This is a genomic window from Modicisalibacter radicis (genome assembly GCF_900961225.1).
Lineage (GTDB): Bacteria > Pseudomonadota > Gammaproteobacteria > Pseudomonadales > Halomonadaceae > Modicisalibacter.
This window is the reverse complement of the sequence record NZ_CAAHFN010000059.1, coordinates 53,971-68,016: the sequence shown is the minus strand read 5'-3', so window position 1 is coordinate 68,016 and position 14,046 is coordinate 53,971. Positions and strand designations below refer to the sequence as shown.

The following is a 14,046-nucleotide window of genomic DNA, read 5'->3' as shown; positions in this document are numbered from 1 at the left end:
AGGGGGTCAGGAGGGCGGGTCGAGATGCGCTTCCAGCGCGCTGAGCAGGCCTCTGAGCAGCGAGAGCTCCTTGCGGTTGGGCTGGGCGCGGGCAAACAGCGCGTGCAGGTGATCCGAGGTCCGCGCGTGGGGCTGATTGATGAAGCCCGAGCCCTCCATGACGCGCTGCAGGTGCTCGTGGAAATAAGCCAGCTGTTGCTGCGTCGGCAGCGGACCCTGGGTCGGCGAAGCCGTGGACGCGGTGTTTCCGGTCTGTCGACGCCAGGCGCCGTGGACCTCGTGGGCGAGCACCTGAACCGCCTGGGACAGGTTGAGAATGCCGTAATCGGGGTTGGCGGGGATGCTGACCTGATGCGTGCAGTGACGGATCTCGTCGTTGGTCAGGCCGTAGCGCTCGCGACCGAAGACCAGTGCCACCGGGCCCTGTTCGGCGTTGGCGATCGCTGCGCGGGCCATCTCGCCGGGCTCGTCGAAGTGCGGCAACGGCAGGCTGCGCAGGCGCGCGCTGGCGCCAACGACCTGCACGCAGTCGCTGACCGCCTCCTCGAGGCTGGCGACGACACGCGCGCCCTCGATCACATCGCTGGCCCCGGCGGCCAGGCGAGTCGCTTCGGCATCGGGGAAGCAGCGCGGATTGACCAGCGTCAGCCGAGTCAGGCCCATGGTCTTCATGGCGCGGGCGCTGGCGCCGATGTTGCCGGGATGGAAGGTCTGGACGAGGACGATGCGGATATTGTCGAGCATGTTGAACGCTTGTCGAAGGAAATCGGCCCAGTCTACGCGACGGCTCCTGCCGGCACGAGTGTCCCGTGGCGGGGTTGTTCGCCGCCGACGCCCCGGCTAGACTGCGGGCCTTCCAAGGAGCCGTCATGTCGCCGAACTCATCCCCCAACAAGCCGCAAGCCAAGCCAGCGCCGACGTGTGTGCCCAACGAGCTGCTGCTGTATTGCCGGCCGGGTTTCGAGAACGATCTCGGCGCCGAGCTCCAGGCCAAGATCGGCGTGCCGAACGCGGGGGCTGCCGGCCATGTCGAGGCCGAACCGGGAGCCGGGCATGTGCGCTGGGTGATGGCCGACATGCAGCCCGCCAATGAACTGCATCGTGAGCTGCCCCTTGCCGCGCTGGTCTTCGCCCGCCAGTCGCTGGTCGCCATGCCGCCGCTCGTCGGGCTATCTCGCGATGATCGATTGACGCCGATCATCGCGCAGGTCGTCGCCAGCGGCTGGAGCTTCGAATCGCTGTGGCAGGAGACGCCGGATTCCAACGACGCCAAGGCGCTGGCGGGGTTGATGAAGGCGTTGCAGCGGCCGCTGGAGTCGACGCTGCGCAAGCGGGGGGCCTTGCGGCGCAAGGCCGGCGGGCGGCGATTGCACCTGTTCTGGACCGCCGGCGATGGCGTGCAGCTGGGCATGAGCTTTCCCGGCAATCGCAGCGAGTCGCCGGGCGGCATCCGCCGGTTGCGCTTTCCCCATGACGCGCCGAGCCGCTCGACGCTCAAGCTGGAGGAGGCCTGGCACGTCTTCATACCCCGCGACGAGTGGGAGACGCGGCTGCATGCCGGCATGCAGGCCGCCGACCTGGGGGCGGCGCCGGGCGGCTGGAGCTACCAGCTGGTGCGTCAGGGCATGTATGTCTATGCCATCGACAATGGCCCCATGGGGCGTGAGCTGATGGCGACCGGCCAGGTCGAGCATCTGCGCGAGGATGGTTTTACCTGGCAGCCGCCGCAGCGTCTGGACTGGCTGGTATGTGATATCGTCGACAAGCCGATGCGGGTCATCGACATGGTCGAGCGCTGGCTGCTCAAGCGCTGGTGCCATGAGGCGGTATTCAATCTGAAGTTGCCGATGAAACAGCGCTGGGCGGAGGTGTCACGCTGTCTCGAACGCCTGGAAACCCGGCTGGCGGGCGCCGGGATTGCCGCGCGAATTGCCTGCAAGCAGCTATATCACGATCGCGAGGAAGTCACCGTCCATGTGCGGCTGCCGTGACGCCCTGGCCCGGCGATACCGGCTCAGGGCGCCTCGTAGACGGTGACTCGTTCGTCTTCGGTGAGTAGCGGCAGCACATGCTGCATCGCCTGTTCGCGCTCCGGGCTGTGCTGCCAGGCTCGCCAGGCGTCGAGGCTGCGCCATTGCGTGATCAGCAGGCGATGCTGGCTGTTTTCACGCTGATGCAGCGATTCGCCGGTGATGAAGCCCGGGGCGGTGAGTGCCGCGCGCATCACCCGACGGGCCGCTTGCTCGTACTCCTCCTCGAGCCCGGGCATGATGCGCCGTTCGATGATGATCTTGAACATTGACCACTCCAGCTGATGACCACTTCACCCGACGAGGCCAGCGATGGATAACCCCAACGATGCCGGGGCATTCGATGCCGAACTGGATACCACCGGGCTTTACTGCCCCGAACCGATCATGCTGATGCACAACCGGGTACGCGACATGCGCTCCGGCGAGATTCTCAAGGTGATCGCCAGCGACCCGGCGACCACCCGTGACGTGCCCAAGTTCTGCAATTTCCTGGGTCACGAGCTGCTCGCCCGGCAGGAGCGCGGCGACGACTATCTTTACTTTATCCGCCTGGGCTGACGCATCCGCCTGGGCTGACGCATCCGCCTGGGCTGACGCGATCCCCACGGTCGCGCTGCCGAAAGGCATCGCGGCTGGCCATGCGCGGTGCCGGTTCCTTCAATCCTCGTCGTGTCCCACCATGCAGGCCAGGGCCTCGAGGGTCGCCGGGTCCTCCTGGCGAATGCGATTGGCGATGGCCCGCTGGAAGAAGTAGACTACCTGATGGCGGCTGTGGCCGGGATACAGGCAGTCGTCGCCGGCGACCACCGGGGTCGACTCGACGCGGCTTTCGTCGACCAGCAGGGCCTCGATCGTGCCATTGCTGTAGAGTCGCCAGCCGAACACCAGCTTGAGCTGCCATGTGGCCGCGTCCTCGTCGAGGCACAGGGCGTGCGTGCCCAGTGTCTCGGGCAGTTGCTGCAGCAGAGTCGTTTCGCCGCTCTCTTCATAGTCGAAATAGGCGGCGGCGTGCTCGAGCTCGTAGACCTTGTGCTCGGGCGCGGTGTAGAAGATCTCTTCGGTTTCGGGATCGCGGTAGCCGACGAAGTGGCCGTGCTCGGGATCGTCGAGGTCGTGACAGGGCGTCAGCGCTTCCATCCACGGCACCAGGCCGACCACCTCCCCGTCGTCGCGCAGGCCCCAGGCGAGCAATGGCATCCCGTAGAGCGTTTCGGGGTCGGAAGCCAGATGATAGACCATCTCGAGGCCATCCAGCTCGGGGGCGAGGCGAACCAGGTGACGCTTGGCCCTCAGCCGGTTGCGCATGGCCTCCAGGTCGATGACCCGGGCGGAGCGGGCGGACATTGGGATACCCATGGTTACCCTCCTCATCGGCAAGATTTCGGCCTAGGCCTCGATTCACTATTAGCACAGCTCGCTAGGCGAAGTTAACCCCTGTCGTTCCAACCCCCGCCGAGGAAGCTCGCCAGTTGTCCACGCGGGGGCTTCCGGCTCAACCCGAAACGCGTGCCATGGCGCTGTCGGCGCCCCTCCGGCTAATGTGCCAGAGGCGCCAGCCGAGCAACAGCGCCGCGACGCTCAATCCGCCGATCAGGCCGAGCCAGTAACCGTAGACGCCCTGCGGCTGCCAGCCGGCGACACCGACGCTGCCCAGCAGATAGCCGCCGCCGAGGCCCACGGCCCAGTAGGACACCAGGGTGATCGCCATGATGATCCGGGTATCCTTGTAGCCGCGCAGCGCCCCCGCCAGGTTGACCTGGAGGGCGTCGGAGAACTGATAGATCATGGCCAGCCAGATCAGCGACACGGCCAGCGACTGGACCTCTTCGTTGGGGCTGTACAGTGCCACGACCGGGCCGGCGGTCAGCCACAGGATCATGTCGTTGAGCAGGGCCACCAGCAGGCAGGCGGCGATACCGTTCCAGGCCACGAAGGCGGCGCCGCGGCGCTGTCCGCTGCCCAGCGTATGACCGACGCGCACGGTCAGCGCCATGCCCAGCGACAGCGGCAGCATGAACAGGATCGAGGTGTAGTTGAGCGCGACCTGATGCGCGGCCACGGCGATCTCGCCGAGGCTGGCGATGAACAGCGCGATCAGCGTGAACAGCGTGACCTCGACGAAGATCGCCACGCCGATCGGCGCACCGACGTGCAGCAGCTCGCCGAGCTTGGCGCGTTGCGGGCGCGCCAGCCTTTTCCACAGATGGAGTGACGCGAACACCGCGCTGCGATGGGTATAGGCCGCCAGCGCCAGGCACATCACCCACATCGCCAGGGCGGTGGCGATGCCGCAGCCCACCGCGCCCAATGCCGGCAACCCGCTCAACCCCAGGGGCAGCGAGGCGCCGAACAGCGTCTCGAGGCCGGGGCCGCCATAGATCAGCAGGTAATTGCAGGGCACGTTCACCCCCAGCCCCAGCAGGCTGATCCACAGCGCCGGACGGGTATGGTTCATGCCGTCGGCGAAGGCACGCAGTGCCTGGAAGGCGGCCACGCCGGGCATGCCGAAAGCGACCATGGCCAGGTAGCTGGCCGAGAGCGAGGCGACGTGTTCGGGCACCGCCATCAGGCGGAACACCGGCATCACCGCGAAGGCCAGCAACAGGGCGGCGACCACACCCAGCGCCAGGGCCAGCCACAGGGCCTGATGCACGTAGGGGCGGATCTGCGCCACGCGCTCGCCGCCCAGCAGCTGGGCGACGATCGGCGTCAGGCCCATCAGCGTGCCGGTGGCGAACAGCATCAACGGCAGCCACAGGCTGGATCCCACCGAAATCGCCGCCAGGTCGGTGGCGCTGGCGCGCCCGGCCATGATCACATCGGTCACGCTCATCCCCGACTGGGCGAGCTGCGCGCCGCAGATCGGCAGGGCCAGGCGGATCAGCGCGGCATTCTCGCGACGCCAGCGCTGCCAGCCGCTTCCGCTCATTGCTACCACGGCGACGCTCCCTATCGTCCGGCGATCCAAAACCGCCATTCTAGGCGACTCCCCGAGGCGTGCCTACGCGACCGATGTCGCAGGGCGACCCGGGGAGTGGATGATCTTGCCCAACAGCAGTGGACACCTGGTTAAGACATTACACTGAGACGAGGTGACCCATGGCAAGGCAAGCAGCTTCGATGAAGAAAACCCGTACCCGCTATTCCCAGGACTACAAGGCCGAGGCCCTGGCGCTCGGCGATCGCGTTGGCATCAGTGCCGCCGCCCGAGAGCTTGGCCTCCAGCCCACCCAGCTCTACCAGTGGCGGACCAAGGCCCAGCAGCAGCAAAGCGCTTCAGCCCGCGAGCAAGCCCTGGCCGACGAGAATGCCCGACTCAAGCGCCAACTGGCCGAGAAGTCGGAAGAGCTTGAAATCGCAAAAAAGCCGCGGTCCGATGGCGGCCCCGGACTTTGCCAAGAGCCTGAAGTGAAGTACGCCTTCATCCATCAGCATCGTCAGGCATTCAGCACCCAGCGGATGTGCAGGGTTCTCGGGGTCTCTCGCAGCGGCTACTACGCCTGGCGACAGCGTGGCGGCATGCCGTCTCCGAGACGCCGCCGGCAGGCGGTTCTCGACCAGCGAGTGACCCAGGCCTACGAGTGCCGGAAGGGGCGCTCAGGCGCCCCCAGATTGACGCTGGACCTGGTTGACGATGGCCTGATAGTGGATCGCAAGACCGTCGCTGCCAGCCTGAGACGCCAGGGGCTTCGCGCCAAGGCGTCGCGCAAGTTCAAGGCGACGACGAACTCGCGACACTCGCTGCCGGTGGCGCCCAATCGACTGGAGCAAGACTTTACCGCCGCGGCGCCGAACGAGAAATGGGTCGGCGACATCACTTATCTGGCGACCGGTGAAGGATGGCTCTACCTGGCGGTGCTGATCGATCTGTTCTCACGCAAGGTGATCGGCTGGGCGATGAGCGAGCGGATGACCGCCGACCTGGTCGGGGACGCGCTCCAGATGGCGCTGTGGCGCCGTAAGATGCCCAAAAAGGTCGGATCGCGGCAGCCAGTACTGTTCGACCCTGTACCAGTCGCTGCTGACCCGAAACGACCTCCAATGCAGCATGAGTGCCAAGGGCAACTGCTACGACAATGCCTGTGCCGAGAGCTTCTTCTACAGCCTCAAGGTCGAAGCAATCCATGGCGAACGTTTCGAGACCCGGGACGCCATGCGGCGGCATGAAGATGTCCATGACCACAGACGCTTTGCGCTTCGCGGTCCATCGCTTGATGGGGGGCGTCGCCTCCTGATGATTGCACTATAGCCTGTGCAGATCTGGAGGGGGCACTTCATTGCAGAGGCTAAGGATGTTAACATTATCAGGATGCTCAATGTTTACTAAGTGATTGTATTAAAGGCAGAATGGTTTATGTCTCTGTTTTTGAATGTTTTTTCGAGTTGTCAGTTCGTATTGGGAAATGAATAAATGAGTGTGTGCAGTACCGATGATGAATGCTGTCAAAATTTGATAAATGCCTTTGCGGACATTCTCCCTGACTTAACAATAAAAGGTGACGCAGAAGAGCCGTTCTACGAAGCTCCGAGAGCGAATACCCATGCAGTTGTTTATTTTAGAAGTAACTATCCACGAAGCCTTTTGCATGAGATTTCACATTATTGTTTAGCTGGCGATCGGCGAAGAGGTTTAGATGATTTCGGTTATTGGTACGCTTCATGCGGAAGAACAGCCGAAGAGCAGCAGTGTTTTGAAGTGGTTGAAGCGAGGCCACAAGGATTGGAAAAAGCCATGTGTGAAATTGTTGGGCTTAAGTTTTCACCAAGCCTTGACGATTTTTCAGGACGGCCACCGTCGAAAAAATTTCTTCAACATTTAGGAATTGCCTATCAAGAGATGCGGGTAAATCCACCTTCTACCGCCAATAAGGTATTGTCTGGATTGAAAAGCTATTGGAGCAGTAATTGTTTAGCTAACCTGAATTCGTCAGCTAGATTAGAGATGTGACGGGGCTAAAGGGAACCTCTGAAAACCTGAATCCTGAAATTATTGATCGCTCGATAATGCAGGTTTCGAGGGGGCGCAAATCCAAAAATCGAGGTTTTTAGAGGTTCCCTAAACAAATGCCATCCGGCAAATGAATCTCTATGCAATCTCGGGAGTCGTCCACGAAGGGATATTCTACGAACCTTCTCTCGTATCTAATTGGTTTGTTTCCCAGCGTTTTCAGTTCGGGTGCGCTCTGTATTGAGGGGTGTTCACCGCAATTCGGCACGACCCTGGCGGTTTGAGGACTGCGTCGCGGAGATGGTTCTATAGGAGGTGAAAGATCATAACTGTAAACTGATGCGCACAACGATTATTTGGTCGAGAACGTATCAGTTCAGGGAGAAATCATGAGTCAGGCCTATCAGACGAGCACCCAAGTGGAATAGGGTTGGGGTGGAGGTACAACCGATGGCTATGTGCAGAACGTCTTTAAGGAGACGACGATCCAGACCATCAAGGAATCTGGAATCACCCGTCACGAAGCGAAGATACCCCGATCTACCTGATTAACGAGTCCGCAGCAGGATGGCGACCAGGTGCTCAGTCGTCTGCGGACACTCGTTGATAGTTCGGCCGTTGTCAGTAATAAGTTAACGGGTGGAAACGTTGCATCGATGAGGTTGAACGATGGACTGGAGTTCGGGTCGAGATGCGTCGGCCGGGTCGACCTCGAAAGGGATTTAAATAAATCTGTCCCGGTTTTGTACAAACTCTTGCCCGAAACTGAACGCCGCGCCAAACTGTGTTTGACCAGCAATGCTGGCGGTGTGCACATTACGCCTAGCGCTGGACGACCGTAGGGCAGGCGACAACGAGCGACCGTTGGTGTACTACCTTGACCGGAATTTCTCGCTTCTGGGCGAACTGTCGTAAGCCTATATGGCTCGGTCCTTCCCTCACCTTTCGAGTGGGGCTGTTATAAAGTGGGGCCACCGCCCTGAGTCATAGCGTGCGACTCCGGATTCGATTTCAAGTCGGCAAAGTGCCGCTTTAGCGCCTGTGACGCGATCTTTACCTTGGCGGGCCGACCTTGGCTCGGCCTCATAACCATCATTACCGGCATCGGATCGAACTTCCAGTCAGGCAGCACCCTGACAAGGGCGCCACTTTCGAGCAAGGGCAGCACATCGGTATAGATAAGCCGCGCCATACCTGCACCCTCTTCACACATCTGCCGTGCTGTCACCTGGTTGGTGCAGACAATCCGTGCTCTGATAGGGATGTCCAGCCTTTGTGCCCCTTTCCTCAGCTTCAGTAGTTCGTTCGGCGAGCTATTAGCTTGCGGCGACGAGTCGACGATTTCTTGCGACACCGTAATCCACTGGTGAGCTTCGAGATCGTTCGGTGCCAGAGGAATTCCTTGCCGTTCGGCATAAGTCGGTGAGGCACAAAGCACTGTCTCAAAATCGCACAGCTTGCGGGCGACCCAGTCGGAGTCGGACAGCTTTCCGACCCGCAGGGCAATGTCGATCCGGGCGTCGATGAGGTCGATCATTGCGTCATCCACGATGAGGCTCAGCCGAAGGTTCGGCCATTCCGAAAGGGTCGGCGCGAGCGCCGGGGCAATGTAGGGGGCAAATCCCAGTGGGGCGGCGATGCGTAGTTCGCCAACCGGCGCGTCCCGGGCCTGTAACAAGGACTGCTTTGCTGCGTTCGCCGCATCCAACAGCCGGAGACAATGAGGATAGCAGCGCGCTCCAGCTTCGGTCAGTGAGAGCTTCCTGGTCGACCGGTGAAGCAGCGTGACACCCATCTGATTTTCGAGCGTGCGTATGGTCTGGCTCACCGCGGATGGCGTCATTTTCAGGCGCCTTGCAGCGGCGCTCATGGAGCCGGTTGAAACGGTTTCAGCGAAGACAGCATAGGGTTTAAGGTCATTCATTTGTTAGCCAGGCTTACAAGAGTTGGTGAAAATGGGCGTCTACTCAGCTCACTATAAAGAAAATATCCTGATAGAGAACCATTCAAGGAGGTCTCCATGAAAATTGCTCTCATCGGCGCTACAGGCTTTGTCGGCGCCGCTACGCTGAATGAACTTCTCTCACGTGGCCACGAGGTTACTGCGGTGGTGCGGTCAGCTGGCCGAATGGAACCGGCGGCCAACGTGACGCAAATCGTCGCAGACGCCTACGACGCCGAGTCCGTTGCCGAAGCGGTGGCCGGCACAGACGCTGTCGTGTCGGCCTTCAATCCTGGCTGGCACGACCCCGATCTGTACGACAAATTCGTACGTGGAGCTGCCTCTATCCAGCGCGGCGTCGAGTTGAGCGGCATCAAACGATTTTTGGTTGTCGGTGGCGCAGGGAGCCTGTATGTGGCTCCGGGGGTGCAACTGGTAGATACCCCAGAATTCACGTCGCAGGTTCCGGAATACGTTGTACCCGGCGCGCGGGGAGCGCGCGATGCCATGGCGGCGATTGCCGCCGACAATTGCACACTGGACTGGACGTTCGTTAGCCCCCCGGCGTTTCTCGAGGATGGTGAACGGACCGGAAATTACCGTCTTGGTACCGATACCCTGCTCATGGATGGCGAGAAGCCGGCAGGAATTTCTGTTGCAGATCTTGCAATCGCGATTGTCGACGAACTCGAACAGCCGCGTCATGTCCGGTCGCGGTTCACGGCGGCGCGTGGGTTGTAATCAATGACATCCTCCCTCGTAAACCACGCCCCGCAGAACACGAACGCGACGGGGCCGGCTCTGATCGCGGCCTTTCTTGCCATCGGCTTATCCGGCTTTGCCATCGGTACCAGCGAGTTCGTGGTCATGGGATTGCTGCCTGATATCGCGGCAGATCTTGCCATTTCGCTCCCCCAAGCCGGACATCTCGTCAGCGCCTACGCGATTGGTGTGATGATCGGCGCGCCGCTCTTCGCGGTCCTGGGGGCGCGAGTGCCACGCCGCCGTCTTCTGATCCTGCTCGCAGGTCTGCATAGCCTGGCAAACCTAGCCGCCCTCGCGGCCGATGGGCAGACCTACCTGCTCATCACGCGCTTTGCGGCCGGTCTGCCGCATGGGGCATATTTCGGTGCTGCGGCGGTTTTGGGGGCTTCTCTTGTGCCGCCGGCAAACCGTGGGCGGGCCGTTGGCTACGTGATGCTCGGGCTGACCATGGCGATGCTGGTGGGAACCCCGCTTGCGACCTGGGTTGGTTATGCATACGGGTGGCGCATCGCCTTCGGCATGATCGGGGCCGTATGTCTGCTGGGTGCGGCATCAATTCGCTTCGTCGTCCCTCAAGTGTCGGCGCAAGAGGGAGGGAGTCTCTCTACCGAGCTTCGCAGTCTCGCCAACCCGCGCCTTTGGCTGGCCTTGTCGGTCGCGGGTGTCGGCTTCGGCGGCATGTTCTGTGTCTTCAGCTATATCGCGCCCCTTCTGACTACGGTCAGTGGCCTGAGTGACTCCAATCTTCCTTTTGCTCTCGCCCTTTTCGGGGCCGGCGGTGTGGTTGGCACGCTGCTTGGTGGTCGCTTTGCGGACGTCGCCCTGATGCGTACGATCGGCGGTGCCCTTCTTTATACGACCTTATTGCTGGCGGTTTTCTCATGGCTCGCAGGTCGTGTGCCGACGGCGCTTTTAGGCACATTCCTCTTGGGCGGCATCGTTTCCATCGGCCCCGGTCTTCAGATCTGGCTGATGGATGTGGCGGGGCAGGCAAAGACCCTGGGCGCTGCATTGACCCACTCTGCGATCAACTTTGCCAACGCTCTCGGCGCGTGGCTGGGCGGCCTGACGATTGCTGCCAGTGGGGGCTTCCTCTCTCTGGGGTGGACTGGCGCGCTATTGGGCTTGGGGGGCTTGCTGCTGTTCGGGTTGGCATTTGCCACTCAAAACACTTCAGTACCCGCAGGGGAAAACAATGAGTGATAAGACCATCCTGCATTACGTTTATGATCCGCTATGCGGCTGGTGCTACGGAGCGGAGCTTCTGGTGCGTGCGGCCAAGGGGGCGGGGATGAACATTACCCTTCATGGTGGTGGATTATGGGAAACGCCACTTCGGCCCGATACAGCTACCCGTAAATATCTGCGTGAAAACGATGGACGGATTGCCGCTCTGTCCGGACAGCCATTCGGAGAGGCCTACCTGGAGGGGCTGCTCCGCGATCCAGCAACGATCTTTTGGTCAGAACCGACAGTTGCGGCGGTATTGGCCGCAACGACTGTAGAGCCAGGGTCCGGTTTGGATATGATTGCCGCCATTCAGTATGCGCATTACGTACAGGGTGAGCGAGTCGTCGAAGAAAATTCCCTGAGCGAGGCCGCCAAAAGCATTGGCGTGGACGAACAGGATTTTCGTCGCGTTCTCAAGGGGATGCCGGTGCAGGCGCACATCGCAGAGACGAGACGTTTCATGCAAAAGCTCAGGCTGGGAGGATATCCTGGCTTTGTTCTGGAGCGAAAGGGAACGTATGTGGTAATCGACCACCAAGCGCACTACGGTAATCCCGAAGCCTTCGTGGTTAGCCTCCAAACAGCCTAGTCGTCACTACCTTTTTGCAATCATGACAGCACGGTTATATGTCATTAGCCGGCCCGGTTACTGGCCGGGGCTAGGTAATAGACCAAAACGACAATTTGCAGCTGATCAGATTCTTCTTGGAGGGAGTTGGAAAGCATTGCGGAGTGCAGAGGGTCAGGTCATGCCTTTTGTCCCGTTTCATTTTAGCCCACAGCTAGAAGCAAAGATAGCTCTATGAGGCAAAAGGCAAGCTCCCGAGCTTTCCCACTCCGAGGTCGAGCGGGTGCGTACTTTCGGCCCTGATCTTACCCAGCACTGGTGGACACCAGCTTAAGCGATCATTCGAGCCTCGAAGGTCTCCGGGCTGATCATCCCGATAGCACTGTGTCGGCGTGGCCGGTTGTAGTCCAGCTCGATGTATTCGAAGACCTGGCGGCGCATCTGCTCTCGCGTTCGGAAGCGCTCACCATGCACGGCTTCGATCTTGAGGCTGTGGAAGAAGCTCTCGGCACAGGCGTTATCGTAACAGTTCCCCCTGGCGCTCATGCTGCAGTGGAGATCGTTTCGGGTCAGCATCGACTGATACAACGCTGAGCAGTACTGGCTGCCGCGGTCGCTGTGAACGATCACCCCCTTCGGCATTTGGCGGCGCCACAACGCCATCTGCAGGGCGTCAGCGACGAGCTCCGCTGTCATGCGTTCACGCATCGCCCAGCCAATGACCCTGCGTGAATACAGGTCGAGCAGAACCGCCAGATAGAGCCAGCCTTCATCGGTCCAAAGGTAGGTAATATCGCCGACCCATTTCTGATTGGGCGCCACCGCCGAAAAGTTCTGCTGCAGCAGGTTGGGCGCAACCGGCAAGCTGTGCCGCGAGTTCGTCGTCGCCTTGAATCGACGAGCCGCTCTGGCACGAAGTCCTTGACGGCGCAAGCTGGCAGCGACGGTTTTCCGATTGACAGGCAGCCCCTCGTCCTTCAGATCCAGCGTCAGCCGGGGAGCGCCGTAACGCCCCTTTTTTCGGTCAAAGGCGCTGGCTATCCGATGATCGAGAGCTACCTGTCGATGGCGCCTGGGCGATGACATGCCCTCGTGCCGTCTCCAGGCGTAATAGCCGCTGCTAGCCACGCCGATGATGCGGCACAGGCGCTGAACGGAGAATGCCTGACGGTGTTGGTTGATAAAGGCGTATTTCACTTCAGGCTTCTCGCAAAATACACCGCGGCCTTTTTTGCAATTTCAAGCTCTTCCGCCTTCTCCGCGAGCTGCCGCTTGAGCCGAACATTTTCGTCAGCCAACGTCTGCTCACGCTCGGAGGTATTGGCCTTCTGCTGGGCCTTGGCACGCTACTGATAGAGCTGGCTGGCCTGCAGGTTGAGATCCCGAGCGGCAGCGGTAGCGCCGACGCGGTTAGCGAGTGCCAACGCTTCGGCCTTGAAGTCCGGGGAGTATCGGTTGCGGGTTTTCTTCATTGAAGGAGTTTGCCTTGTCATGGGTCACCTCGTCTCAGTGTAATGTCTTAACGAGGTGTCCACTGTTGATGGGCAAGATCAGTGCGTCGAGACCTAGCCAACACGTCCGACTGCGTTACGACTCGGCTGGCGGTCGATGGGCGGCGATCCGTAAGGGGCGCGATTACGTGACAATCGTTTCCAATGCCGAAGGTCAGATTTTCGGAAATATTTGCCCTGACCCCAATCAATCACTATCGCGCTGCATTCCCTTAAGTAGCAAATCGATCATCTGCACGGCCGATTGCCTCCAGTTCTCGCCGGGGGTGAGATTGGCGACTCCGCCGATGGCCCTGAGCAGATCCAGTGGTTCGAGGTCGAGGTCGAGCGCGCCTTCATCGACGGCGTTGGCGGTCAACGCTTCGATGGCATGGGCAAGGCACTCCGACGTCCCGCTATAGAGTGCCGCCGTTCCGCCGATGAGTGTGCTCAACACATCCGCCATGCCTTGTTTGGTTTCAAGAAAGTCTACGAATTGCAGTAACCATTCACGGAGTGCCGGCAGTGGCTCGAGTTCGTTCATCAAGGCTGGGGCGGCGTCGATGAGAGTGTCAATCTCCTGTTGATAGATCGATGTGATCAATGCATCGCGTGACCGAAAGTGACGATAGAGCGTACCGATGCCGACTTCGGCTTCCCGCGCGACCTGTTCGAGGCCCGCGCCGGCCCCCTTTTCCGCGAAGACTTTCCTGGCCGCTTCGATCAATCGGGCGCGATTGCGTTCTCCATCGGCTCGTGGCTTCCGGGGTGGCTTGGTGAATGAATCTGGGGTCATTTTATCGATCGCCTTGACTAAACGGATGCTTCCTCCGTATATTTAAACGGAGGCGCCCTCCACATTTCTGCGGGCGGGGACGTAGGCCTATACGGTAGGCGATACCGCCATTGATTGTCATCGTTGCGGCAGTGAGCCACCTGCCGATACAGCGTGACTGAATGTGCAGCATGGCTTGCGCCGCCGGGCCTATCCAAATGGTTCGAGCTGAAAGTTCCTAATGCCGACTTCCCGCATCGTATGGGCGGGCAGTTATTTTAGAACGACGCTCACC

12 protein-coding genes and 2 pseudogenes are annotated in these 14,046 nt (G+C 60.7%); 7 read left to right on the top strand and 7 right to left on the bottom strand.

Annotated elements, in window-relative coordinates; genetic code table 11:
* Nucleotides 1-6: 6 nt before the first annotated feature.
* Nucleotides 7-744 (bottom strand): RNA methyltransferase, encoded by a 738-nt coding sequence (locus HR9077_RS09410; protein ID WP_136066748.1) that lies wholly within the window; start codon nucleotides 742-744, stop codon nucleotides 7-9.
* Nucleotides 745-869: 125 nt separating this feature from the next.
* Here HR9077_RS09410 and rlmM point away from each other — a divergent pair, with 125 nt between their 5' ends.
* Nucleotides 870-1,991, top strand: coding sequence for a 23S rRNA (cytidine(2498)-2'-O)-methyltransferase RlmM (gene rlmM / locus HR9077_RS09405; RefSeq protein WP_136066747.1), 1,122 nt, complete (start codon nucleotides 870-872; stop codon nucleotides 1,989-1,991).
* Nucleotides 1,992-2,014: 23 nt separating this feature from the next.
* On the opposite strand, the gene HR9077_RS09400 is transcribed toward rlmM, so the two are convergent.
* A complete protein-coding gene (locus HR9077_RS09400; RefSeq protein WP_136066746.1) occupies nucleotides 2,015-2,299 on the bottom strand; it encodes an antibiotic biosynthesis monooxygenase family protein in 285 nt (94 codons plus the stop codon).
* A 43-nt stretch (nucleotides 2,300-2,342) separates the two neighbouring features.
* On the opposite strand from HR9077_RS09400, the gene tusA reads away from it, so the two are divergent.
* The gene (tusA, locus tag HR9077_RS09395) at nucleotides 2,343-2,591 is read left to right on the top strand and encodes a sulfurtransferase TusA (RefSeq protein ID WP_136066745.1); all 249 of its coding nucleotides are present in this window, start codon (nucleotides 2,343-2,345) and stop codon (nucleotides 2,589-2,591) included.
* Nucleotides 2,592-2,690: 99 nt separating this feature from the next.
* On the opposite strand, the gene HR9077_RS09390 is transcribed toward tusA, so the two are convergent.
* On the bottom strand, nucleotides 2,691-3,389 hold the full coding sequence (locus tag HR9077_RS09390; RefSeq protein ID WP_136066744.1) for a hypothetical protein: 699 nt from the start codon (nucleotides 3,387-3,389) through the stop codon (nucleotides 2,691-2,693).
* Nucleotides 3,390-3,525: 136 nt separating this feature from the next.
* Entirely contained in the window at nucleotides 3,526-4,962 is a 1,437-nt protein-coding gene (locus tag HR9077_RS09385; protein ID WP_136066754.1) for an MATE family efflux transporter, read from the bottom strand.
* Nucleotides 4,963-5,132: 170 nt separating this feature from the next.
* Between HR9077_RS09385 and HR9077_RS09380 the strand changes: the two are divergent.
* Both HR9077_RS09380 and HR9077_RS09375 read left to right on the top strand, forming a co-directional pair.
* Nucleotides 5,133-6,192, top strand: a pseudogene (locus tag HR9077_RS09380) (IS3 family transposase); the annotation flags it as partial.
* Between the two features lie 252 nt (nucleotides 6,193-6,444).
* Nucleotides 6,445-6,981, top strand: coding sequence for an elongation factor P hydroxylase (locus HR9077_RS09375; RefSeq protein ID WP_136066743.1), 537 nt, complete (start codon nucleotides 6,445-6,447; stop codon nucleotides 6,979-6,981).
* Nucleotides 6,982-7,939: 958 nt separating this feature from the next.
* Here the strand turns inward: HR9077_RS09375 and HR9077_RS09370 are convergent.
* Nucleotides 7,940-8,905 carry a LysR family transcriptional regulator gene (locus HR9077_RS09370; RefSeq protein ID WP_136066742.1) on the bottom strand — a complete coding sequence of 322 codons (966 nt, stop codon included), beginning with the start codon at nucleotides 8,903-8,905 and terminating at the stop codon, nucleotides 7,940-7,942.
* A 96-nt stretch (nucleotides 8,906-9,001) separates the two neighbouring features.
* On the opposite strand from HR9077_RS09370, the gene HR9077_RS09365 reads away from it, so the two are divergent.
* From HR9077_RS09365 to HR9077_RS09355, 3 genes are read left to right on the top strand one after another with little or no spacing between them, the layout of a single operon-like run.
* Nucleotides 9,002-9,664 carry an NAD(P)-dependent oxidoreductase gene (locus HR9077_RS09365; protein ID WP_136066741.1) on the top strand — a complete coding sequence of 221 codons (663 nt, stop codon included), beginning with the start codon at nucleotides 9,002-9,004 and terminating at the stop codon, nucleotides 9,662-9,664.
* A gap of 3 nt (nucleotides 9,665-9,667) precedes the next feature.
* Nucleotides 9,668-10,891, top strand: a complete 1,224-nt coding sequence (locus HR9077_RS09360; RefSeq protein ID WP_136066740.1) for an MFS transporter — start codon at nucleotides 9,668-9,670, stop codon at nucleotides 10,889-10,891.
* Nucleotides 10,884-11,507 carry a DsbA family protein gene (locus tag HR9077_RS09355; RefSeq protein ID WP_136066739.1) on the top strand — a complete coding sequence of 208 codons (624 nt, stop codon included), beginning with the start codon at nucleotides 10,884-10,886 and terminating at the stop codon, nucleotides 11,505-11,507. The genes HR9077_RS09360 and HR9077_RS09355 overlap by 8 nt, the downstream gene beginning before the upstream one ends.
* 309 nt (nucleotides 11,508-11,816) lie before the next feature.
* Here HR9077_RS09355 and HR9077_RS09350 read toward each other — a convergent pair.
* Nucleotides 11,817-12,979 (bottom strand): annotated as a pseudogene (locus HR9077_RS09350) (IS3 family transposase).
* 205 nt (nucleotides 12,980-13,184) lie between these two features.
* Nucleotides 13,185-13,772 carry a TetR/AcrR family transcriptional regulator gene (locus HR9077_RS09345; RefSeq protein ID WP_136066738.1) on the bottom strand — a complete coding sequence of 196 codons (588 nt, stop codon included), beginning with the start codon at nucleotides 13,770-13,772 and terminating at the stop codon, nucleotides 13,185-13,187.
* Between the last annotated feature and the right edge of the window lie 274 nt (nucleotides 13,773-14,046).

Excerpts from the sequence above, each read along its gene's own strand:
- HR9077_RS09365 (WP_136066741.1), top strand. The coding sequence starts at position 9,002 with ATGAAAATTGCTCTCATCGGCGCTACAGGCTTTGTCGGCGCCGCTACG.
- HR9077_RS09390 (WP_136066744.1), bottom strand. The coding sequence starts at position 3,389 with ATGGGTATCCCAATGTCCGCCCGCTCCGCCCGGGTCATCGACCTGGAG.
- tusA (WP_136066745.1), top strand. The coding sequence starts at position 2,343 with ATGGATAACCCCAACGATGCCGGGGCATTCGATGCCGAACTGGATACC.
- HR9077_RS09385 (WP_136066754.1), bottom strand. The coding sequence starts at position 4,962 with ATGAGCGGAAGCGGCTGGCAGCGCTGGCGTCGCGAGAATGCCGCGCTG.
- rlmM (WP_136066747.1), top strand. The coding sequence starts at position 870 with ATGTCGCCGAACTCATCCCCCAACAAGCCGCAAGCCAAGCCAGCGCCG.
- HR9077_RS09345 (WP_136066738.1), bottom strand. The coding sequence starts at position 13,772 with ATGACCCCAGATTCATTCACCAAGCCACCCCGGAAGCCACGAGCCGAT.
- HR9077_RS09360 (WP_136066740.1), top strand. The coding sequence starts at position 9,668 with ATGACATCCTCCCTCGTAAACCACGCCCCGCAGAACACGAACGCGACG.
- HR9077_RS09355 (WP_136066739.1), top strand. The coding sequence starts at position 10,884 with ATGAGTGATAAGACCATCCTGCATTACGTTTATGATCCGCTATGCGGC.
- HR9077_RS09375 (WP_136066743.1), top strand. The coding sequence starts at position 6,445 with ATGAGTGTGTGCAGTACCGATGATGAATGCTGTCAAAATTTGATAAAT.
- HR9077_RS09370 (WP_136066742.1), bottom strand. The coding sequence starts at position 8,905 with ATGAATGACCTTAAACCCTATGCTGTCTTCGCTGAAACCGTTTCAACC.
- HR9077_RS09410 (WP_136066748.1), bottom strand. The coding sequence starts at position 744 with ATGCTCGACAATATCCGCATCGTCCTCGTCCAGACCTTCCATCCCGGC.
- HR9077_RS09400 (WP_136066746.1), bottom strand. The coding sequence starts at position 2,299 with ATGTTCAAGATCATCATCGAACGGCGCATCATGCCCGGGCTCGAGGAG.